Here is a 23472-nt window from a genome sequence, read left to right as displayed (position 1 = left end):
TATGGCAGCAAATTTAGCTGATTTCGGAATAGAAGAAGCACTAAGAGAGTTAGGTGTAAAAGATATAAATGAAGGATCATCTACAGGGTCAGATAACTTCTCGAATGGGGAGGTTATAGAATCATATTCTCCAGTAGATGGGAAATTGATAGGAAAAGTAAAAGCAACTACGCAAGCAGACTATGATAAGATTATGGATGCTGCAACTTCTGCTTTTAAAGATTGGAGAACAATGCCTGCACCACAACGTGGAGAAATAGTTCGTCAGTTTGGAGATAAATTAAGAGAGAAAAAAGAAGCTTTAGGTAAGCTTGTTTCTTATGAGATGGGTAAATCTTACCAAGAAGGTTTGGGTGAGGTTCAAGAAATGATTGATATCTGTGACTTTGCAGTAGGATTATCGCGTCAATTACACGGTTTAACGATGCACTCAGAGCGTCCTGGACATAGAATGTACGAACAATACCACCCAATGGGAGTTGTAGGAATTATTTCTGCATTTAACTTCCCAGTTGCTGTTTGGGCTTGGAATACAGCTTTAGCTTGGGTTTGTGGTGATGTATGTGTGTGGAAACCTAGTGAAAAAACACCGTTGTGTGGTGTAGCTTGTCAAAATATAGCAGCCGAAGTTTTTAAAGCTAACGGTTTACCAGAAGGAATTAGTAACTTAATTAACGGTGACTATAAAGTTGGTGAGATGATGACTAAGGACAAACGCGTACCTTTAATCTCAGCAACAGGATCGACTAGAATGGGTAAAATTGTTGCTCAAGAAGTGGCTGGTCGTTTAGGTAAATCATTATTAGAATTAGGTGGAAACAATGCAATTATTGTTACTCCAGATGCCGATATTAAAATGACCGTTATTGGTGCTGTATTTGGGGCTGTAGGTACTGCAGGACAACGTTGTACTTCTACGCGTCGTTTAATTATTCACGAATCTATTTACGATAAGGTAAAAGAAGCGGTGGTTAAAGCTTATGGTCAATTGCGTATCGGAAATCCTTTAGATGAAAACAATCACGTTGGACCAATTATCGATAAGGATGCTGTAAAAATGTATCAAGCGGCTTTAGAAAAGGTTGTAGAAGAAGGTGGTAACATTGTAGTAGAAGGAGGCGTGCTTTCTGGAGAAGGTTACGAGTCTGGATGTTACGTTAAACCAGCAATTGCTGAAGCTAAAAACGATTTCGAAATTGTACAACACGAAACATTTGCGCCTGTACTATACTTAATTAAGTACTCAGGAGATGTTCATGATGCTTTAGAATTACAAAATGGAGTTGGCCAAGGATTGTCTTCTGCAATTATGACAAACAATTTACGTGAAGCAGAAGCCTTCTTATCGGTTCAAGGATCGGATTGTGGTATCGCTAACGTGAATATTGGAACGTCAGGAGCAGAAATTGGTGGTGCTTTTGGTGGTGAAAAAGATACAGGTGGCGGACGTGAGTCTGGATCTGATGCTTGGAAAATTTACATGAGACGTCAAACAAATACGATTAATTATACAGCCGATTTACCTCTTGCTCAAGGGATTAAATTCGACTTGTAGTCTATCGATTTATAATTTTAAAAAACCCGCAGCGAAAGCTGCGGGTTTTTTGTTTTCTATACATTTTAATAAGCGTTTGCCCATAGAATCGTGTTATTGGTCGAATAATAATGAATGATTAAATCAATAGTGGAATTCATATTGTTTTTTTTAATAACTTAATAGTCAGTAATCTAAAAACCCAAATGATAATGAATAAAAAAACAACGTATATCCTAGGTCTTTTATTAACCATTATTTTTGGGACCCTATTGTATTATAATCTTTGTTGTTCATCCTTAGATGTTGATGGGGTAATGCCCGATGAAACCGAAACGGTTGTAGTTGAAGAAGTCATTGCGCCCGCAACTAAGAATAAGTTCTCTATGGAAGACAATAAGAGTGGTGTATCCTTTAGCGCGATGTCTAATTTTAACTTTGCGCATTCCAAGGCTCAAATTCTTCAACCTGTATCTGAAGGTTTAAAACATGAGTTGGATAGGTTATCCGGGTTTTTAAATGAAAATCCGAGAAAAGTTGCTGAAATCACAGGTTTTTATCGTGATGATGAAATAAATAACACGGCTTTTCCCAACTTAGGGTTGGCACGAGCTCATGCCGTTAAAAGCTACTGCATGTCTCAAGGGGTGTCTTCAAGGTCTATAAATGCCTATGGTGAATTAAATGCTGAAATGATTCCTGACCAAGATGGTACTTTTTTTGGCCCATTGCGCTACCGTGTGAGTACCATTGCCGAAAACGATACTAGTCTTCAAGACGAGTTAAAAGCCCTTGAAACCGAAATAAAAACCAATCCCTTAGTGATGTATTTCGATATAGGAGATACATCGATAAACCTTTCTAAATCTCAACGTGAAAAGGTAGCAAAAATAGCGCGGTATATAGATAAATCGGAGAATGCTAAACTGCATATTATTGGTCATACAGATAATACAGGGGATCGAAAAAGTAATATAGAATTAGCTTTAAAAAGAGCGGGCTTTATAAAAGAGTATTTTGTAGATAACGCTATTTCTGATACTAAAATTGAAACGTCATCAAAAGGTCCTGATGCTCCTATTGCGAGTAATGATACCGACGAAGGACGTGCTAAAAACCGAAGAGTAGTCGTAACCATTAACTAAAAACCACAAAAATTATGAACTGGTGTATATTAATTCCTTTAATAGTAGGGCTTTTAAGTGCAATATTTGGATACCTAATTGGTAAAATCTCTGGCGGAGCAAGTCCGCAAACAGAATCGACCAATACAGATATTTTTAAAAATAGAATAGCTAAACTTGAAGCTGATTTAGAAGCGTGTAAAGCAAGTAAATTAACGTCTAAAAAACCGGCAGGAAAACCCTCTGGAGCAGGGAATGCTGGGGCTGATTCGAGTATGATGACTTCAAATTTTGTATCGCCACAGGCGTCAGTAGACAGTCCGTCACCATCGTCTTCTAGCGCGGTAGCCTTTGATGCTGTTGCTGCAAAAGCAGCAATGGGTAAAGCTGTTAAAGATAACGATTTGAAAGTCGTGGAAGGTATTGGTCCTAAAATAGCAGAGTTGTTTCATTCTCATAATATAAAAACATGGTATGATTTGTCTCAATGTACGGTAGAGAAATGTACAGAGATATTGCGCGCTGGCGGTAAGCGTTTTGAAATTCATAAACCATTTACCTGGCCTAAGCAGGCAAAATTAGCCCACGAAGGTCAATGGCAAAAATTGAAAGAGTGGCAGGATGTCTTAGATAAAGGGCAATAAAACGGTTTGGTTTTAACCCGCATTAACAAGAAATAAAAAAGAGTTCAGTATATATATGCTGAACTCTTTTTTTGGTGTAAACCTTATTTCAATGCCAGTTTTACTGGGAGAAATAAGGTGTAAAATTGATTAATAGCATTGTAAAGATGGGGAATGTTTTTGCTTTAAATGGGGCCTAATGTGTGTTTGGTATTAAATAGTGTATAATTGGTAGCGAATTAATCTAGCTGTATTTTACTTTTCTAAGGATGCGCGTAGCCTCTTTGTAATTTGAATAGGCATTGCTGCTATACGCCTTTAAATACGGCTTAGCCTCCTCTAATTTATCAATGGCTTCGTGAAATAAATTTAAATAGCAAATGAGGTAAGTTGCTGGTAAGTTTAGTAAGTCTTTTTCCTCTTCGTTAGTAAGTGTTGCGTTTCGCTTTAAGCGTTCAAGTAGAGTGTTATTTATATTGTAAATATGATGTAGGATCTTTTTGTCGAATTGTGGTGCTTCAAATACTAAGGTGGACTCTATAGAATAGCTCAGGTTATTATTGAATTGTATACGAGTTTCTTCTAAAGGATAATGTTTGTAATTGTCTTGGAGTCCTAAGTTAACATACTCCACAATCATAAATTGGTCCTCTGTGATTGTAATGGTTACCTTGTCTAAATTAGAATAAAACAAACGCACTTGCTCGTTTATAAGTTCTATGTCAACCCTAGAAAGATAGGTCTCATTGGGCATTTGTTTTTTTTCGGCTGCCCAACATATTACAAAATACTCTTTAAAGACTTTGTATTGCGGACTGTAGTCTTTTCGCTTTTTCATAAAATCGAAGACCCCATCTAATGTGTATTCTATTGTGTTTTGTGAGTGTTTTTCAATGGCGAAAACAGTTTTGGAATTAACATCGGTAATATCGCTTTTAAAGGCCTTGGGCATACTTATGCTGCCTTCTCTAAAAAAAACAGCGCCGCCATAATACTTCCAAATGTTCTTTCTAAGCGAGGTTAAGCCTTCCGTTGCTCTAATAGTTACTAACCCTACAACTTTATGGTCTTCTAAGTGCGGAAACGATACATTTTCATATTGAACTAGTGGCGGATTGTGTAAATAAGCATTTACTAGGTTTTGAATCTTCGAATCGTCAAAAAAATCAACACCAACAATAGTGCTATCTTCATCCTCTATACCAACTACAATGTAAGCGTTGTTTTTGGGATTGCTATTGGCTAAGGCGCAGATGTGTTTTAAAAACTTAGCTTTTCCTTCCTTATGGCTAATATCAATTTTGCGTTTTTTATCATAAAAGCTATTCTCGTCATTATGAGCGAGTAGGTTTTTAATAAGTAAACGTTTGTTAATCATAATCAATTAGAAACTAAAAGCACGTCTTGTTTATCTTTCTAAGTTACAATTCTTTTTTTACTAAAGTAGAATTCGCTTGAGCGGTTGGAAAGACTAATAAATCGGCAATATTAACATGTGGAGCTCGTGTGACTACAAAGTAAATTATATCGGCAATATCTTCTGGCTGAAGCGCTTTATAGCCTTTGTAAACTGAGTTAGCAACGGTGTCACCCTTAAAACGGACTTTAGAAAATTCGGTTTCTACCAAACCTGGATTTATAGCGCCTACTTTAATACCAAAAGGATTAAGGTCTATTCTCATGCCTTCTGTTAATGCCAATACAGCGTGTTTACTCGCACAATAGACATTGCCTTTTGGATAAACTTCTTTTCCTGCCGACGATCCAATATTAATAATATGTCCGGATTGTCTTGCAGTCATCTGGGGTATTATTGCTTTACTAACATAAAGTAAGCCTTTTACATTACTGTCCATCATAGCATCCCAGTCGTCGAGGTTGCCTTCTTGTATTGGGTCTAATCCATGAGCGTTTCCAGCATTGTTAATTAAAATATCAATTGTTTTAAAGTCTATTGGCAGACTGTCGATGGCATTGAAAACGGCGTCTTTTTCTTTAACATCAAACGTTAAAGTATGTACTTGGGTATATTTAGATAACTCCGCTTTTAAAGCGTCTAGACGCTCTTGCCGTCTGCCGCACAATATTAGTGTAATGCCTTGTTTTGCAAATGCGTATGCGGTAGCTCTGCCTATGCCGCTAGTAGCTCCTGTGATTAATGCTGTTTTATTCATAATAAGTTCTCTTTTTTGAAGATGTTTTTTTAACGTGGATGTGTTATTTAACTATAAAAGTACTTATTCGTATTTAAATTTAAGACGATATGTTATAGTATTTCTGTCGCGAAATTTGTGATTATTTTATAGTGGCCTATTTAAGATTTTAACAAAATTTTAATTTCCGATTTAAAATTGGCAGACGTATAGAGGATGTAGGGAGTTGCGTGATTTTATAGAGTGTGAGTTTTCTTATAAGTTAAAAGTTTTCTGACAAAAAAAATCTAATTAGAGGTTGTATCCCGTATATTCTAATGAATCAAAATATATATATTTTATGAGACTATTAAAGCCAATTAAAATTTTTATTCTATCACTATTATCTATTGTTTTATTTAACTGTAGTGATGATGATGCTTCTGCAGTAGCAGAAGGAACTTCTAATATTTCTGTTAGACTTACTGATAATCCGGGTGATTATGATCATGTTTATGTAGAGGTTGTTGATGTTATGGTAAAAGTTAATGATGAGAGTACGGGAGAGAGCGGTTGGCAAAGTGCAGGCGCTATTAATACCGGTGTGTATGATCTTTTAGAGCTTACAGGTGGTATTAATGTGTTGTTAGTTGATGGCTTTCAAGTGCCTTCAGGAACACTTAATCAAATTAGGTTAGTGCTAGGAGAAGATAATTCGATTGTTATTGATGGGGAGACTTTTCCATTAAATACACCAAGTGCACAGCAATCGGGATTAAAAGTTAAAATTAATGAGGAACTTTTACCTGGTTACACGTATGATATTGTGTTGGACTTTGATGTCGATCAATCTATAGTTGTGGCAGGGAATTCTGGAAATATCAATTTAAAACCTGTAATACATGCGGCAACGCAATACACTTCAGGTAGTATAGAGGGGGCAGTTGTTCCTTTTGATTATCAGGTTGTAGCTTCGATTGATGTTAATGGAGATATAATTTCTGCCTACACCGATGCAAATGGTTCATTTGTACTTAATGGGGTGCCAGAAGGTGTTTATACAGTGACTTTTACTCCAGATCCAGCTTCTGGATATGCGACTGTTTCAGTAGATGATGTGACTGTTGTAAACGGTGAGATTACTACGCTTGGTGATGTTCAGTTAGCAGTTGGTTCTATTTCAGGAACGGTATTAAATACGGGAGTAATGGCCACTGTTTCTTTAGAAGTAGATGGTACACTTTACTCTGTAGAAACAGATGCTGAAGGTGTTTTTGTTTTGGAAGGGATTCCAGTTGGAGTTTATAACGTAACAATAACTCCCGACGTGGCGTCTGGATTGTCGGCGACAGTAATTGCTGATGTTGAGGTCGTTTTAGGAATGACTACCGATTTAGGAGCGGTGACTTTGAGCTAGTTAGAGGCTTTATATCTAAATATTTGTTAAAGAGCAGCACGATTCGTGCTGCTCTTTAATTTTTAACCAATTATTAACAGCGTTCAAGTAAAAAAATCAACAATTTGCATGACCTTAGTAAGAATAGTATATTCGAGCCTTTAAAAAAATATAAATAATGGAAGATACAAGTACGGTAGATATTAAATCTATAAATGAGAAAATTGAAAAGGAAAGTGCTTTTGTAGATTTATTAATGTTAGAAATGAATAAAGTAATCGTTGGCCAAAAGGATATGGTCGAGCGTTTACTTATTGGCTTATTAGGTCGTGGTCATATTTTATTAGAAGGTGTGCCAGGACTAGCGAAAACCTTAGCTATTAACACGCTTGCGCAAGCCGTAGATGGTAGTTTTAGTAGAATCCAATTTACTCCAGATTTATTGCCAGCAGATGTTACTGGAACCTTGATTTACAACATGAAAGAGAATGATTTTTCGATAAAAAAAGGACCAATCTTTGCTAATTTCGTATTGGCAGATGAGATTAACAGAGCTCCTGCGAAAGTACAGTCTGCGCTATTAGAGGCCATGCAAGAAAAGCAAGTTACTATTGGCGATGAAACGTTTGTGCTAGATAAGCCATTTTTAGTGATGGCAACGCAAAACCCAGTAGAACAAGAAGGAACCTATCCATTACCAGAAGCGCAGGTGGATCGTTTTATGCTAAAAACAGTTATCGATTACCCAAAGCAAAAGGAAGAACAACTTATAATGAGAGCCAATTTAAAAGGGTCTTGGGAAAAAGTAAACCCGGTGGTTTCTGTGTCGCAAATACTAAGAGCACAAGAGGTGGTTCGTGAAGTGTATATGGATGAGAAAATAGAAAAATATATTCTAGATATCATCTTTGCAACACGTTACCCAGAACAGTATAAATTAAACGATTTAAAACCACTAATCTCTTTTGGAGCCTCTCCTCGTGGAAGTATAAACCTTGCTACAGCAGCAAAATGTTATGCGTTTATAAAGCGTCGTGGGTATGTTATTCCAGAAGATGTAAGAGCTGTCGTTTACGATGTGTTACGCCATAGAATCGGAATAACCTACGAAGCCGAAGCAGAGAATGTTACTTCAGAAGACATTATCAACAAAATTATAAACGTTATCGAAGTGCCATAAATTTTAATCTTCATGACGTCTAGAATTAAAACATTTTAACTGCAGACTAATAAAGGATTAAAACATTAAAAACTCCAACTTATAAAGAGTTTTACTTAGAATGGATACTAAAGAATTACTAAAAAAAGTACGTAAAATTGAGATTAAGACACGCCGTTTGTCTGATCATATTTTTGGAGGAGAATACCATTCTACCTTTAAAGGGCGCGGTATGACTTTTTCTGAAGTACGACAGTATCAATTTGGTGATGATGTAAGAAATATAGATTGGAACGTTACTGCACGATACAACGAACCGTATATTAAAGTTTTTGAAGAAGAACGCGAACTTACCATGATGCTTCTTGTCGACGTGTCGGCATCTAACGCCTTTGGAACACAAGACCAATTTAAAAATGAAATGGCTACCGAAATAGCAGCTACATTAGCCTTTTCGGCCACACAAAACAACGATAAAATCGGACTCATTTTGTTTTCAGATGATATTGAGCTGTATATTCCACCAAAAAAGGGACGCTCTCATGTGTTGCGAATTATTCGTGAACTTATAGAGTTTAAACCTAAAAGCAAACAAACAGATGTCGCTAAAGCATTGAAGTTTTTACATAATGTCATGAAGAAAAAAGCAATTGTTTTTGTCTTGAGTGATTTTATTGCTGATGACTATAATCAAACGCTTAAAATAGCGGCTAAAAAACATGATGTAACAGGTATTCGAGTATATGATACCAAAGAGGAGTCACTTCCTAACCTAGGTTTGGTGCAAATGGAAGATGCCGAAACGGGTGTTTTGCAATACATTAATACAGGGTCTAAAAAAGTACGTAAAGACTATAGTTCATATTACAATGAGAAAGTAGGATACTATAAAAATAGCTTTTCTAAATCTGGTGCTGGAGCTATAAGTTGTGCCACCCATGAAAGTTATGTAAAAAAATTATTAGGGTATTTTAAACGCAGAGGATAAACAGATGATGACTTTAAAATTACATAGGATGACGCGATCTATAATGCAACAAAAAACCGGAACCCTAGTTTTTTTCTTTGTGTTTTTTTCTTTGGTTTCTTATGCGCAGGTATCCTCTTCAATAGATTCTACTTCAATTAAAATTGGAGAAGAAATCATTTATAAAATTGAAGTTAATACGGATTCAACCGACTTGGTTGTGTTTCCAGAAGGGCAATCATTTTCACCTTTGGAAATGATATCTTCTTACGAAATTGACACCACAAAGCGGGATGCTACTTTTCGATTAATTAAGAAGTACGGTCTTACGCAATTCGACTCCGGGGCTTACGCCATTCCCAAGCAAAAAATAATTATCAACGATAAAACATTTTTTACCGATTCGCTTCATGTAGAAGTCCAAGCCGTTATGGTTGATACAACAAAACAAGGTTTATACGACATTAAACCGGTGATGGCTGTTGATAAAGAAATAGGGGATTGGTGGATTTACCTCTTAATTGCTATAGCTAGTGTGGCATTGGTTGCTTTTTTAATGTATTGGTTTATTTGGAGACAAAAACCATTAACTGAAGCCGAAGAAATTGCGCTGTTACCACCTTATGATCGCGCAAAAATGGCCTTAAAGAAATTAGATGAGAGTAATTATCTTCAAACTGAAAATCTAAAAGAGTATTACTCAGAACTGACGTTTATTATAAGAAAATATTTAGATGAAAAAGTATACGATCGTGCCCTAGAAAGTACGACCGATGAGTTGGTTTACAGGTTGAAACTTTTAAAAGATGGAAACCAAATAGAATTGAGTGCTAACGACATTAAAAATATTGAAACTATTTTAAAGCGTGCCGATTTAGTGAAGTTTGCTAAATCAGCTCCAGATGTTGCTTTAGCTGAAATGGATAGAAAAACGGTAGATTTAGAAATCGACCAAGTAAAAAGTGCGCTTCCAGAACCTACCGAAGCCGAAAAGCTTCAAGATAAACGCTATAAAGAAGAGCAGGAGCGCCGTAAAAAGAATAAGAAAATTGTGCTTACTGTAGTCCTATCGTTAGCACTTGTTTTTGCAACTTTAATTGGGTTTATTGCGACTTACGGATTTACTTATGTGAAAGATACGATTATTGGTCATGAAAGTAAATCTCTTTTAGAAGGCAATTGGGTGACGAGCGATTATGGGTATCCACCAATTACAATCTCTACGCCAAAGGTTTTAAAGCGTACCGAAGTACCAACGCCAGAAGCTCTAAAAGAACAGTATAAAAGTACGATGTTTAGCTATGGTAGCTTGATAGACAAGCTAAATATTGTAGTAAGAACCACTACATTCACTAAGCCACAGCAACAGGAAATGCAAACTAATGATCAGGAGCCAGAAATTGACTTAAATCAAGCTGTAGACGCTGTGCTGAGTCATTGGGAGAAAAGTGGTGCGATCAATATCGTGCTGAATAAAGAGAAATTTGTAACCCCTCGAGGTGCCGAAGGCTTAAAAGCATTTGGAACAGCCGACTTACCTTCGCTATTGTCCGATAAAACTGAAAAAGGAAAGTATGCTATTTTGAGTTTTACAAGTCAGAATATACTTCAGCAAGTCTTGCTTTCATGGAAAGATAATGATGATTATGCCGAAGATATTATAGAGCGTATCCTCGATTCAATAGAATTAAAACCAAAAGCTGAATAATGTTTGAAGGAATAGAATTTTTAAATAAAGCCTTTTTCTGGTTGTTCTTAACGCTGCCAATAGCCGTGCTTTGGTATGTTTTAAAGCATAAAAAACAAACTGCGCAGCTTAAAATGTCAAGTCTAAAGGGATTTAGTACATCAGGATCAATATTGCCTAAATTGAGGCATCTGTTGTTCGCACTGCGATTAGTGGCATTAGCATGTATTATTGTCGCTTTAGCACGACCAAGGACGGTAGATGTATCAACCAAAACAAAAAAAACACGAGGAATCGATATTGTTATGGCTATAGATGTCTCGGCCAGTATGTTGGCTAAAGATTTAAAGCCAAACCGTCTAGAAGCCCTTAAGGAAGTGGCATCAGAATTTATTAAGGGACGACCAAACGATCGTATCGGTATTGTAGAATATGCTGGAGAAGCCTATACGAAAACACCTATTACTAGCGATAAAAATATTGTGCTTAGATCATTAAATGATATCAAGTACAATACAATTATAGAAGGCGGTACTGCTATTGGTATGGGGTTAGCTACCGCTGTGAATCGTTTAAAAGATAGTAAAGCAAAAAGTAAAATTATAATCTTATTAACCGATGGGGTTAATAATTCTGGTACTATTAACCCGAAGATAGCGAGTGAATTGGCTATTGAATTTGGTATAAAAACCTATACTATTGGATTGGGGAGTAATGGTATGGCTTTATCTCCAATTGCCTTAAGACCTAACGGACAATTTCAATATGGTAGAGTGCAGGTGGAGATTGATGAGGTTTTATTAAAAGAGATTGCTCAAGTGACCGGAGGGAAATATTTTAGAGCAACAAACAACAAGAAATTAGAACAGATTTACGACGAGATTAATAAACTTGAGAAGACAGAGATTGAAGAGTTTAAGTACTACAATTATCAGGAAAAATTCCGATTTTTCGTGTATATCGCAGGCTTACTTTTATTGTTAGAGTTTATTTTAAGATATACGGTTTTTAGAAGTTTTATCTAATTCGTAAATACATGCAAAACACAACTGAAGAATGTTTCAATTAGAAGAAAAAATATGGTTTTGGGCATTGCTAATTATCCCGGTAATTTGCATCGTGTTTTTAGCGCTTCAGCTTTGGAAACGTAATAAGCAACGTCAATTTGCTGATAAAAAATTGTTAGAACGATTAAGTCCTGATCGCTCCTTATTTAAGTCGGTTTTAAAAATAGTGGTGCTTTGTCTAGCATTCGCTAGTTTAGCTATTGCTTTAGTAAACCCGAAAGTGGGGTCTACTTTAGAAACCGTTAAGCGCGAAGGGGTAGATATTGTTTTTGCCATTGATGTGTCTAAAAGTATGTTGGCCGAAGATATTGCTCCAAACCGATTAGAGAAATCTAAGCAGGTAGTGACTCAAATTATAAATAACCTAGCGAGTGACCGTGTTGGGATTATTGCGTATGCAGGAAAAGCTTTTCCGCAATTGCCAATTACTACCGATTATAGTTCGGCAAAAATGTTCCTTCAGAACATGAATACCGATATGATGTCTTCGCAAGGAACAGCCATTAATGAGGCTATCGAATTATCAAAAACCTATTACGACGATGATGAGCAAACCAATCGCGTGCTTATTATTATATCCGATGGAGAAGATCATGAAGGGTCTTCTGATGCAATTGCAGAGGAAGCCCGAGAACAAGGCATTCGTATTTATACTATAGGGGTTGGTAGTACAAAAGGAGGAACTATTCCCATGAAAAGAAATGGGGTATTACAAGGTTATAAAAAAGACAGACAAGGCGAAACTGTAATTACCCGTTTAAATGAAAATACTTTAAAAGGCATTGCTAGTCAAGCAAACGGAAAATATATAAAAGGCGATAATACCGATCAAGTGGTCTCTGAAATCCGAGATATTCTGAATACTATGGATAAAACAGAGTTTGAAGCCCAGCAGTTTGCCGATTATGAGTCTCAATTTCAATGGTTTTTAGGATTGGGCTTTCTATTGTTGTTTTTAGATGTCTTTTTATTAGAACGTAAAACCGCTTGGTTGAGGAAACTAAATCTATTTAACGAGAATTTATAAAACCTTTAACTATAAGAAAAATAGGAGTTTAATACCTTTAGAGTTGAAAAATACAAATCATTTTTGTATCCAAAATTAATTATGAAACAGAGTATTTTATATGTGTTGGTTTTATGTTTTGCTAGTGTATTCGCACAAGATACAGACAAGGCAAAGCTAAAAGCTATTAAAAAAGCAAATGCTTTGGTCTACGAAGCAAATACCTTAGCAAACAATGATGAGTTTGTTTCTGCCGAAATGGAATACCGGAAGGCTTTGTCAGAGCAACCTGAATTGGTTGCTGGTGCATATAACTTAGGGCATGCGTATTTTAAAGAGGGTAATTTCGAAGAAGCACTTTATCGTCATCAGCAAGCGATAAAAAATGCGACTTCAAAAGCCGAGAAACACAAAGCATTTCATAATATAGGAAATATTTTAATGAAGAATGAGAAATGTAGAGAAGCGGTTGAGGCTTATAAAAATGCTTTAAGAAATGATCCTACCGATGATGAGTCGCGTTATAATTTGGCATTAGCTCAAGATTGTGCTAAAAACGAGCAGCCACCAGAAGAGGAAGATGACAAAGACGATAAGGATAAGGATAAAAAGGAAGACGAGAATAAAGACGAAAACAAAGACGAAGGCGAAAATAAAGAGAACGACGATAATTCTGGCGATCAAGATAAAAAAGACGGTGAAAATGAAAATGAGGAGGACGGTAAGCCAAACGATGATCAAGAGGATGAGGGAGACCAAGGGGACGATAAAAAAGAACAGCAAAAGCCACAGCAGCAGCCTGGGCAAATGTCACCACAGCAAATAAAAAATCTGCTTGAGGCTATGAATAACCAAGAGCAGAAAGTGCAGGAAAAAATGAATGCCGAAAAAGCCAAGGGTGTGAAAGTGCAAACGGATAAAGACTGGTAGGGAGAGAACATAAGTTTGTAAGTCTTGTTTTAGCAAGAATTCAAAGCGATAACAAATGAAATTATTTAAACATATTACGGTACTATTACTTCTGCTAAGTACGAGTTTTACCTTTTCTCAAGTAGAATTCGAAGCGCGAGTAAGTAAGAAAAAATTAGGGGTAAACGAGCGTTTACGTGTAGATTTTAGTATGAATGAAGATGGCGATAATTTTAATCCGCCGAGTTTTGATGATTTTCATATTATTGGAGGTCCAAACCAATCGGTGAGTCACTCTTGGATTAACGGGAAGCGCACCTTTAAAAAAACATATAGTTATTTTTTATCTCCTAAGCAGCAAGGGCAATTTAATATTGGTCAAGCTACAATAGAGATCGAGGGTGAAACCTATTCTACGTCGGACATTGCTATTACAGTTACCAAAGCAGTCAGTACTTTTAACGACCCAAACAGCCCTAATACAGTCCCAGAAAACAGTATTCATTTGGTAGCTGAGGTTTCCAAGACAAACCCTTATTTAAACGAAGCGATTACCGTTGTATACAAACTTTACGTCTCTCCAACGACAGGAGTTAGTAATTGGCGAGAAATCGATAGTCCGAAATACAATGACTTTTGGAGTCAGAACATAGATATTAAAGGGCTTAAAATTGAAAATGGAACGTACAAAGGAGAAGATTATCGTTATGTGGTGCTTAGAAAGGCCGTGTTGTATCCTCAAAAAACTGGAGAGTTAGCTATTGAACCTTTAACTTTAGATATTACTATCGATATCCCTACTAACCGTCGAGATATTTTTGGCGGGCGACTAATGTCGCAAGCACATAAAACAGTCTCTGCAGGACGTCGTACAATTAAAGTGAAGCCGCTTCCTGAAGCGGGAAGGCCTCTAGATTTTTCTGGCGCTGTTGGAGATTTTAATTTTAATGTAACAACCTCTAAGAATTCATTAAATGCAAACGAGTCGTTACAGGCAAAAGTTGAGGTTTCAGGAAAGGGAAATTTAAAATTATTTCAACTTCCAAAGTTAACCATGCCAAGTTCATTAGAGGTCTATGAGCCTGAGCACAGTGAGAAAGTTAATACGTATTTAAGCGGTATGCAGGGAACCATTTCAGATGTTTATACCGTGGTGCCACAGTATAAAGGTAAATACCCAATACCTACTGTTTCGTTTTCTTATTTCGACCTTAAAACAGAAAGCTATAAGCGTATCTCTTCAGAAGAACTTGTAATCGACGTGCTAGAAGGACCAGTTTACGGTGCGTCAGATAATAATATTGTTGCTCAAGGGACAGATAAACAAAAGGTTATTTTAAGTAATGATCAGTTTGTTTTTGTTAAAACGGAAGCCGATTTAGTACCGAAGGAATCTAGCGATTTCTTTAAATCTACAGGTTTTTGGACCGGCTTATTAGGACCTTTATTAGCTATTCCGTTGGCGATTGCCTTCCGAAGAAAAAAGGAAGAACGCGCTAATGATATCGTTGGGAATAGGTTGCGAAAAGCCGATAGATTGGCGAAGCGTTATTTAAGTGAAGCTAAAAAAGCATTGGGTAATAAAGAGGCCTTTTATGTGGCTTTAGAAAAAGCATTACACAACTATTTAAAAGCAAAATTAAATATTGAAACCAACGAGTTTAGTAAGGAAAAAATTAAAGAACTATTAGAGGAGAGACAGGTTGATCAGTTCGCGATTAACGAATTTGATACCCTTTTAGAACATTGTGAATTGGCGCGATACACACCTATTACTAGTGTGGCAATGCAACAAGATTATGATAAAGCGTCACGAACAATTCACACGATAGATAAGCAGATAAAATAAGTTTGTTTAGCACCACTTTAAGCCCATTAAATGTTTTCTAAAATTATGAAATACGTCTTTTTAATCATATCATTTTTAGTAAGTAGTTTGTCGTTTGCACAGAGCGAGGTGTTATTCGAGGAAGGAAACACCTTATATAACGATGGGAAATATGCTGAAGCTTTAGATAAATACACCTCTGTTTTAGAGAAAAGTAATAAGCATTCGGCGGCTTTATATTTTAATATCGCCAATGCCCATTATAAGTTAAACCATATAGCTCCTAGTATTTATTATTACGAAAAAGCGAAGCAGTTAGCACCAAATGATAAGGATATAGATAATAATATGGCTTTTGCTAAGAATATGACTATAGATGCTATTGCAGTCGTACCCGAAGTAGGGCTAGCGAAATATGTTACAAGCCTCACTAATAAATTGTCTTATAACAGCTGGGCCAAAGTGTCTGTAGGTTTTGTTGTTGTCTTTGTAGTGCTGTTTTTAACCTATTATTTTTCTTATTCTACAACCGGAAAACGCTTGTTTTTTACGAGTAGTATCCTCGCTGCTCTGTTGGTGTTTGTTACTTTGGGTTTAACAATTCACAATTATAATTTATCAAAGAATGATCAACCAGCCATTGTGTTTGCTGCGTCTAGTAGTATAAAAACAGAGCCTAACCCTAGAAGTACAGAGGCTTTTATGCTGCATGAAGGAACTAAAGTACAGATTTTAGATACCTTAAGCGATTGGAATAAAATTAAGTTAACCGATGGAAAAACCGGTTGGATAAAAAAAGAGGATATTAAAGAATTATAACTTTATAAGATCTTAATATTTCCAATTTAATTACATTTATAGCTATAATGTAATTAGATGTTAGATCTCGTTTATGCCTTAATATGTGCTAGTATTAAAAGGTATTCCGTTTTTAATAAACTATAAATTATACTTTCTTGTTTTTTTTATTCTGTTTTGTTGTTTCTGCATGCTGTAAAAAACAAAAAAGAATTCACCTTGTTTTTGTAGATTTGCTTCACAAACCAAAGTTTAGTACCCAAAAACAGCCTTATTAACTGTGTGGATAGAGTGCTTATTTTGAGTTGGTGTGAACAAAATATAAAACCATGAATTTAAAGAACGTATTTGATAACAATAAGGAGTGGATTAAAAACAAACTGTCTGAAGATAGTTCCTATTTCGATAAATTGGGATCTGGTCAAAACCCAGAATTACTTTTTATAGGATGTTCCGATAGCCGTGTAACGGCCGAAGAACTTATGGGATTAGGTCCTGGAGACGTATTTGTGCATCGTAATATTGCGAATATGTTTATTGGTACCGACTTAAACGCGATGTCTGTTTTGGAATATGCTGTATGTCATTTAAAAGTAAAAGATGTTGTTGTTTGTGGACATTATGGGTGTGGTGGAGTAAAAGCCGCTATGCAGTCGGCCGATTTAGGCATTCTAAACCCGTGGTTGCGAAGTATCCGCGATGTGTATCGTCTTCATAATAAAGAATTGAATGCTATAGAGAATGAAGGCGAGAAATACAACCGTTTAATAGAGTTGAATGTTCAAGAGCAATGTGTAAACTTAATTAAAACAGCGGTTATTCAAAAAGCTATTAGAGATCGTGAGCTCGTGGTTCACGGTTGGGTTTTCGATATTCATTCTGGAAAGTTAATCGATTTAAAAATTGATTTTGAAAAAATTCTAGATGAAATTAGAGAGATTTATCACTTAGATTAAAATAAAAAAGTCGTCTTAAATAGTATGTTAAGACGACTTTTTTATTACATGATGATTGTTCATCTATGGTAATAATGCGTATACAAATTTTGGGTGTCCGCGTTCTCCAGCAGCGTTATACATACTTATAAATTTAATTTTATAGAAGTTTCCATCACCATCTTTGAGTATAAAAAATACGTTTTCATATAGTGCGGGAGATGAATTAGGACCTCCACCAGATCTCCAATGCGTACCAATTATACGTTGGTCATTAGAGAAATTATTGTTAATTATATCTGTTTTAGAAAACGCATCGTAAGAAATAGCCTCTGTTTCTATTTTATAGGCTTCAACTTCAGATTTAGAATTAATAGCTACAAAATCGCTATAGCCATAGGCTCCATATCCGGAAATTATATCAGTAAATACAGTAAAGTTTAAATCCCATTCGGATTTTATAGGCTCTACACTGACAATACTATTGGTATTAAAGCTAAAATGTGTGAAATTATAATTTGGAGTTTTAGAAATAGTCACTTCTTCATGTGTTGTAGCGTCTAAATCTGCATATTGTAAAACGTAATCGTCTCCGTTTCTTAATACTCTAATTTTTTTCCAACCTCTAGAATCTCCTTGCGTATTTACGCTTCCAACCGCAGGAACTGTTGTGCCGACTTCATTGCCTAAATTTACAAGGTAAACAGGATTGTCACTATTGGAAACAGAAATTTCCGAAATCGCAGTACCGTTTATATCTCCATTTGGAGCGTCAATATACGTACCGCTAATAGCATTAAAAGTACCTACTTTCACATCGGGTTGTAAATTCTGGACTTCAGTATTAGTCGAATTAATAGCATCGATATCTGTACTGGTTAAAGCAGCAGCTGCCATATAAATAGAACCATTAATGGTTACCCTAAAGTCATCACCAGAATAAAAGCCAAGATCCCAAGTATCGCGTTGTACATTTGTAGATACGTTAGTGCTTAAATCTATATACACTTGGTTTTGTTCGTTGGGACCACCAATTTGTGGAGACACTAAAGCCCCTTCAACAAGAACATCAATGGGGCCAGTGCCCGTAATAGTGTCGTCATCACTACTACAACTTGTAAAAGCAAGTACTGATGCACATAAGAATAGAGTAAATAATTTGTTAATCATTGTAATAAAGTTTTAAAAATTTAAATTATATAATAGTTTTAAGTAATACGAACGTCCGTAGCCTAATAAAAGCGAGTTATTTGAAACGCTATGTGCACCTCCAGATGCCTGTGTGCTTATGTTAACATTGGTAACGTCCAGTAAGTTTCGGCCACCAATTGTGGCTTGAATTGTATTGTTTAGAAATGATTTTTTTATTGAAGCATCCAACCAGCTATAGCCTTCTGTTGAAGATTTTGAAAATAAAGAGTTTCCATAGGTGTCCATTCCGGTGGCGACATAGTCTTTTTGCTCACCATTATATTTTAACAAGATGGTTAAAGCAGTGTCCCAATTTTCTATGGCATACGTTCCGCTTGTATTTACTTGAAAAGAGTATAGAAAATCGTTTACAGCATTGACTTCGTTGTTTGCTATTCTAGAAGCACCTTGTAACGTTGCTCCTAAATTAAAAGCCCAATGTCCTTTTTTAATAGTGTTTTCTAAGCTTATACTCCATAATTTATAAGCATCGATATTTATATATTGGTATTGTAAAGGGCTTGCATTAATAATGGCCAAGTCAATTTTGTCTTCAACATCTATATAGCTTAATTTTAAGGCGTTTACTAGCGATATATCATTAAACCAACTTCTTTTTTTTAGGTTTAAAAATGCTGAAAACCCCTTTTCAGGATTTAAGTTTTCATTTCCTTGAACATCATGGTTGGAGTCTACAAAATAATAGTAGAGTTCCTCAAAGTTTGGTGTTCTATAGGAGGTACCTACATTACCACGTAACTCGAAACCATTATTTAATAAATAGCGTGCACTAAAAGAGGCCAATACTTTCGATTTAAATTTAGAGTTGTATTCGTAACGCACACCAGGACGAAGAGAGAGTGTATTGGTTACGTTCAATTCTGTAGAAGCAAAAGCAGCATAATTACTTTGCGAACGCTCTTTTTCTAACTTCGTAATATCTCCCGAAGCTTGAGTATCGTATCCTTTTATGTAGCGGGCTTCGTATCCGAGTTCAAAATTATAGAAATCACTTTTTACAAGATTATTTATGCGCCCTTTTGTAAAAAAGACCTCACTAGATTGGTAGGTGTCGTCAGTTTCGTTTGTTTTATCTCCAGAAAGAATAAAATAGGTAAATTTGTTTAAATCGCGTTTTTGCGTTTGGTAAGAAAAAGCAGCGCTGTAGTTTGCTCCGCTTTCAAGATGTCCGTTTACATTTAAATTATTTATAAACCTATTGGTGGTAAATATTCTGTCACTGGCCAATGGATTGCTTGTTTGGGAGACAACATCAATATTCTGTCTCACAGAAGCATCGTAAAAATTTAAGACTTCATTTAAGTATTCAAATTTATAAGTAACCGTTAAGTGGTCTAACTTATAGTTTAACAAACCATTGGTGTTAATTTGTGCTTTAGGTTGCCAATCGTATCCACGTAATCCGTCGTTTTTATAATAATCTCGTCCTTGTTTACCATTAAAAAAACCAGCAAATTGATTGCGATTAACACCAACTCTTGCAAGTAATTTGTTGTTAATATTATGTGCTACACTTAAAGACTGTATATGTCTACCTTCATTAAACCACTCATACTCGTCACTTATGGTTTCTTCTTGAACAGATGCGGTAATAGCCCAATCTGTATCTATAGATTTTTTAGTAATAATATTAATTACTCCCGAAACAGCATTTGCACCGTATTCTACACCCATTGCACCTTCGGCAATTTCAATACGTTCAATATCATCAAGATTAATTTGGGTTAAATCGATATTGTTTCCAAGGCCGTTATCGCTAACTAAAGGAATATTATCTACTAAAATATTGAAATATTGAGAGTCTAATCCGAAGAAAGACACGGTAGATTTTCCGGTTAGACTATTAGGGATTACTGTTAGATTTAAATTAAAGTTTAATAAATCGGCTAAGTTATTTGCTGCTTGACTTTCAATTTGTTCTCTTTTTATAACAGTAACATTATGTATAGATTTTTTTATGGATTGCGGATTATACTGTCCGGTGATGATAACTTCTCTAAGTGACTCAGCCTGTGTGGAATCCTTTGCTATGGATTGTGAAAAACACGAAAGGCTTAAAAAAAACAACAAAAAAGTATAATTATAATTTTTATTTAGACTCATTCTATTTTATATTTGCCGCAAATATATAATCTTATTTTAATTCAGTCTAAATAAGAATAGAGTTTTTTAATTTTTTTTTTCACACTAATAAATCAACATTTTCAAAATGAAACAGTTAACAATTTTTGCCCTATTTAGTATTGCTTTTATATTTAATATAAATGCTCAAAACAAGAAAAAACAAGACCACAAAGCCATAAAGGATATGTGTGGCTGCTATGAAGTGTCCTTTAATTTCGCAGAAACGTTTAATTATGATACAGACTCTACGTATGTGCCTTCTAAGGTAAAACACGACCGTGGATTAGAATGGGTTGAGTTGGTAAAAGATGATAAAGATGAGATTGTAATGCAACATTTATTAATTGTAGAAACTAAGCAAGGGCCATATATAGTAAAACATTGGAGGCAAGATTGGCTATTCGAAAACACAGAGTTATATACCTACGACCACAATAACAAATGGCATTTTGAAAAACGTCCTAAGAAAGATGTAAAAGGGCAATGGACCCAAAAAGTATTTCAAGTAGACGATAGTCCGCGCTACGAAGGTTCGGCTTCCTGGGTTCACGTGGACGGAAAAAGTTATTGGGAAAACACGACCTCCGCACCATTACCAAGACGCGAGTATACACAACGCAGTGATTACAATGTAACAGTAAGAACAAATAGACATGAGATAACAGGTTCAGGCTGGGTTCACGACCAAGATAATGACAAGGTTTTACGTGAAACAGGAAAGAAAGATGTTATTATCGCTCAAGAGAAAGGATATAATAAATATGTAAAAGTAGCAGATAGTAAATGTGTTGCTGCACAAGAATATTGGAAAAAGAATGCCGGAAAATGGGCTGTTGTTCGTAATACATGGGACGCTATTTTTGCAAGAAATAAAGACTTAATATTAGCAGAGAAAGTGGATAATAAAGTATTGTTTAAATACTTGTTCGACGACGAGAATTATAAAACAGCAGAACAAATATATCCAGTAATAGAATCATTTGTAAAAAAAGTAAAATGAAAAATATAAAACGACTTGTTATTGCTTTAATTCTTCAATTTGGGATTACAGCGCAAGCACAAGAAAATATTTTTTTAAATCGCGACTTTTGGAAGGGAAACCCCTCAATAGATATAATAGATTTAAAAATTAGAGAAGGTAATAATATAGCAGAAGCCAATAGTAATAATTTTGATGCTGTAGTATTTGCTATTTTACAAGGGGTCTCAAACAAAACCATTAAACACATCATTTCTAAAGAAGGTAATGCTGTTAATAAGTTAACACACGATGGACGAACTTATATTTTTTGGGCAGCATATAAAGGGAATACAGAAATAATGGAGTTTCTTTTGAGTCGCGGCGCGAAAACAGATATACGTGACGATAAAGGAAATACGGTTCTTAATTTTGCTGCTGGAGCAGGGCAGAGAGACACTAAAGTGTACGATATCTGTTTAGCTAACGGAGCAAATCTTCAGAAAGATCTCACACCAAATGGCGCAAACGCCTTGCTGTTAGTAGGTCAGTCTACAGAAGATTTTACTTTAATCGATTACTTTATACAAAAGGGTTTAAGTGTAGATAGTGTTGACGAAAATGGTAACGGTCTTTTTAATTATGTTGCTAAAAGCGGAAATATAGAGCTGTTAAAGCAATTAGCAAATAAAGGCTTAACCGGTACCGATAATGCTTTTATTACAGCAAGTCAAGGTACGCGTTCTAAAATAAACGGTTTAGACGTATTTAGGTATTTAGAAGGTATTGGCTTAAACCCAAATGTAACTTCTGTTAATGGAGAAACTCCATTGCACGCCTTGGCTTCAAGATCAAAAGATGTAGCTACCATTTCTTATTTTATCGATAAGGGAGTGGATGTAAATCAAGAAGATAAATCGGGTGCTACGGCTTTTTTAAATGCAGCCCAACGTAATAATATTGAGATTGTTCAAACACTTTTTAAAGAAGTCAGAAACATTAATCATAAAAATAAGAAAGGAGAGTCTGCTTTAACTTTGGCTGTGGCATACAATGCACCAGAAGTCGTAGCGTTTTTGATCGCTAATAAAGCTGATGTTATGGTAACCGATGCCAATGGAAATTCGTTAACACCGTATTTATTAAACTCATATAAAGCTTCAAGAAAAAATGATTTTGAAAGTAAACTGAACGTTTTATCGGCAAATGGGTTAGAGGTTTCAAAAACTCAAAAAAATGGTGATTCTGTATTTCACTTAGCTCTAAATACTAATAATTTTGATCTAGTCAAGTTTGCAGCTGGTCTTAATGCCGATGTAAATGCTAAAAATAACGAAGGATTAACGCCATTGCATAAAGCCGCTATGTTAGCTAAAGATACTAAAACGATTAAGTATTTGGTATCTATAGGTGCTAAAAAAGAAGCTGTAACCGATTTTGGAGAAACGGCTTACGACTTAGCGTCCGAGAATGAAATTTTAAAGACGAAAAATATTGCAATCGAATTTTTAAAAAACAATAAATAATGAAAGCTTTTAAGCAGTTACTCAATTTAGGAGTGGTATTATTCGGCCTCCTTTCTTTTACGATAGCATCGGAAAGCACCAAATATAAATGTATGATTCAGATGATAAATTACACAGGTGAGTCTGCGTATGTGGTCGTTTCATTAATCAACCCGAATGGGGAATACGAAAAAACGTTGTATGTGCAGGGGGATGATGAAGAGTGGTACCACGATATTTCCGAATGGTGGAAATTCTACGGAAAAAAGCGCACTAATATTGATGCTATTACTGGCGCAACAATAGCAGGTGGTGCTCGAAATATAAGTATTGTCGATATCGAGGATTCCAAAATTGATTCTGGCTATAGTATTCGTTTTGAAACCGCAGTCGAAGATCAAGAATACTATACTAAAGATGTCGAGTTTCCTTTAACTTCAGAGACCGTAAAAAGTAAACAACAGGGCACCGGATTTATACGTTACGTACGTATGATGCCTAATTAATA

Annotated in this window: 20 protein-coding genes; 16 read left to right on the top strand and 4 right to left on the bottom strand. The window is 35.6% G+C overall.

The features are described 5' to 3' along the window. Window position 1 precedes the first annotated feature (1 nt). The 3 genes from amaB to BLV64_RS06905 all read left to right on the top strand — a co-directional run bounded on the left by amaB (window position 2) and on the right by BLV64_RS06905 (window position 3302). Window positions 2-1555 carry an L-piperidine-6-carboxylate dehydrogenase gene (amaB, locus tag BLV64_RS06915; protein ID WP_092133470.1) on the top strand — a complete coding sequence of 518 codons (1554 nt, stop codon included), beginning with the start codon at window positions 2-4 and terminating at the stop codon, window positions 1553-1555. A 191-nt stretch (window positions 1556-1746) separates the two neighbouring features. After that, the gene (locus tag BLV64_RS06910; RefSeq protein ID WP_092133469.1) at window positions 1747-2679 is read left to right on the top strand and encodes an OmpA family protein; all 933 of its coding nucleotides are present in this window, start codon (window positions 1747-1749) and stop codon (window positions 2677-2679) included. A 14-nt stretch (window positions 2680-2693) separates the two neighbouring features. Continuing rightward, window positions 2694-3302, top strand: a complete 609-nt coding sequence (locus BLV64_RS06905; protein WP_092133468.1) for a hypothetical protein — start codon at window positions 2694-2696, stop codon at window positions 3300-3302. 223 nt (window positions 3303-3525) lie between these two features. Here the strand turns inward: BLV64_RS06905 and BLV64_RS06900 are convergent, their stop codons facing one another. Next, window positions 3526-4659 carry an ATP-binding protein gene (locus BLV64_RS06900; RefSeq protein ID WP_092133467.1) on the bottom strand — a complete coding sequence of 378 codons (1134 nt, stop codon included), beginning with the start codon at window positions 4657-4659 and terminating at the stop codon, window positions 3526-3528. A 43-nt stretch (window positions 4660-4702) separates the two neighbouring features. Next, window positions 4703-5455, bottom strand: coding sequence for an SDR family NAD(P)-dependent oxidoreductase (locus tag BLV64_RS06895; protein ID WP_092133466.1), 753 nt, complete (start codon window positions 5453-5455; stop codon window positions 4703-4705). Between the two features lie 319 nt (window positions 5456-5774). Here BLV64_RS06895 and BLV64_RS06890 point away from each other — a divergent pair, with 319 nt between their 5' ends. The 10 genes from BLV64_RS06890 to BLV64_RS06845 all read left to right on the top strand — a co-directional run bounded on the left by BLV64_RS06890 (window position 5775) and on the right by BLV64_RS06845 (window position 17186). Next, the gene (locus BLV64_RS06890) at window positions 5775-6830 is read left to right on the top strand and encodes a DUF4382 domain-containing protein (RefSeq protein WP_092133465.1); all 1056 of its coding nucleotides are present in this window, start codon (window positions 5775-5777) and stop codon (window positions 6828-6830) included. A 157-nt stretch (window positions 6831-6987) separates the two neighbouring features. After that, window positions 6988-7989, top strand: a complete 1002-nt coding sequence (locus BLV64_RS06885; RefSeq protein WP_092133464.1) for an AAA family ATPase — start codon at window positions 6988-6990, stop codon at window positions 7987-7989. A gap of 100 nt (window positions 7990-8089) precedes the next feature. Then, window positions 8090-8956, top strand: a complete 867-nt coding sequence (locus BLV64_RS06880; protein WP_092133463.1) for a DUF58 domain-containing protein — start codon at window positions 8090-8092, stop codon at window positions 8954-8956. 7 nt (window positions 8957-8963) lie between these two features. After that, complete coding sequence (locus BLV64_RS06875; RefSeq protein ID WP_394332344.1) at window positions 8964-10643, top strand: hypothetical protein; 1680 nt, start codon at window positions 8964-8966, stop codon at window positions 10641-10643. Next, a complete protein-coding gene (locus tag BLV64_RS06870; RefSeq protein ID WP_092133461.1) occupies window positions 10643-11647 on the top strand; it encodes a vWA domain-containing protein in 1005 nt (334 codons plus the stop codon). Before BLV64_RS06875 ends, BLV64_RS06870 begins: the two co-directional genes overlap by 1 nt. A gap of 31 nt (window positions 11648-11678) precedes the next feature. Next, window positions 11679-12716: a vWA domain-containing protein gene (locus BLV64_RS06865; protein WP_092133460.1), complete on the top strand. Its 1038-nt coding sequence runs from the start codon at window positions 11679-11681 to the stop codon at window positions 12714-12716. 81 nt (window positions 12717-12797) lie between these two features. Beyond that, window positions 12798-13625: a tetratricopeptide repeat protein gene (locus BLV64_RS06860; protein ID WP_092133459.1), complete on the top strand. Its 828-nt coding sequence runs from the start codon at window positions 12798-12800 to the stop codon at window positions 13623-13625. Between the two features lie 55 nt (window positions 13626-13680). After that, window positions 13681-15453 (top strand): BatD family protein, encoded by a 1773-nt coding sequence (locus BLV64_RS06855; protein ID WP_092133458.1) that lies wholly within the window; start codon window positions 13681-13683, stop codon window positions 15451-15453. Window positions 15454-15498: 45 nt separating this feature from the next. After that, a complete protein-coding gene (locus tag BLV64_RS06850; RefSeq protein ID WP_092133479.1) occupies window positions 15499-16251 on the top strand; it encodes a tetratricopeptide repeat protein in 753 nt (250 codons plus the stop codon). 308 nt (window positions 16252-16559) lie between these two features. Then, the gene (locus tag BLV64_RS06845) at window positions 16560-17186 is read left to right on the top strand and encodes a carbonic anhydrase (protein WP_092133457.1); all 627 of its coding nucleotides are present in this window, start codon (window positions 16560-16562) and stop codon (window positions 17184-17186) included. A 63-nt stretch (window positions 17187-17249) separates the two neighbouring features. Here BLV64_RS06845 and BLV64_RS06840 read toward each other — a convergent pair whose 3' ends face one another. After that, entirely contained in the window at window positions 17250-18335 is a 1086-nt protein-coding gene (locus tag BLV64_RS06840; protein WP_092133456.1) for an HmuY family protein, read from the bottom strand. A 12-nt stretch (window positions 18336-18347) separates the two neighbouring features. Then, a complete protein-coding gene (locus BLV64_RS06835) occupies window positions 18348-20480 on the bottom strand; it encodes a TonB-dependent receptor plug domain-containing protein (protein ID WP_092133455.1) in 2133 nt (710 codons plus the stop codon). Window positions 20481-20586: 106 nt separating this feature from the next. Between BLV64_RS06835 and BLV64_RS06830 the strand changes: the two genes are divergently transcribed. The 3 genes from BLV64_RS06830 to BLV64_RS06820 are packed head-to-tail and all read left to right on the top strand — an operon-like array spanning window position 20587 to window position 23470. Then, window positions 20587-21501, top strand: a complete 915-nt coding sequence (locus BLV64_RS06830) for a DUF6607 family protein (RefSeq protein WP_092133454.1) — start codon at window positions 20587-20589, stop codon at window positions 21499-21501. Next, window positions 21498-22985, top strand: coding sequence for an ankyrin repeat domain-containing protein (locus tag BLV64_RS06825; protein ID WP_092133453.1), 1488 nt, complete (start codon window positions 21498-21500; stop codon window positions 22983-22985). The genes BLV64_RS06830 and BLV64_RS06825 overlap by 4 nt, the downstream gene beginning before the upstream one ends. Beyond that, entirely contained in the window at window positions 22985-23470 is a 486-nt protein-coding gene (locus tag BLV64_RS06820; RefSeq protein WP_092133452.1) for a DUF2271 domain-containing protein, read from the top strand. The genes BLV64_RS06825 and BLV64_RS06820 overlap by 1 nt, the downstream gene beginning before the upstream one ends. The last annotated feature ends 2 nt before the right edge of the window (window positions 23471-23472 follow it).

The sequence above is a fragment of the Bizionia paragorgiae genome, from assembly GCF_900107625.1.
In the GTDB taxonomy this organism is placed as follows: Bacteria; Bacteroidota; Bacteroidia; order Flavobacteriales; family Flavobacteriaceae; genus Bizionia; species Bizionia paragorgiae.
This window is presented reverse-complemented; position numbering and strand designations above follow the sequence as displayed.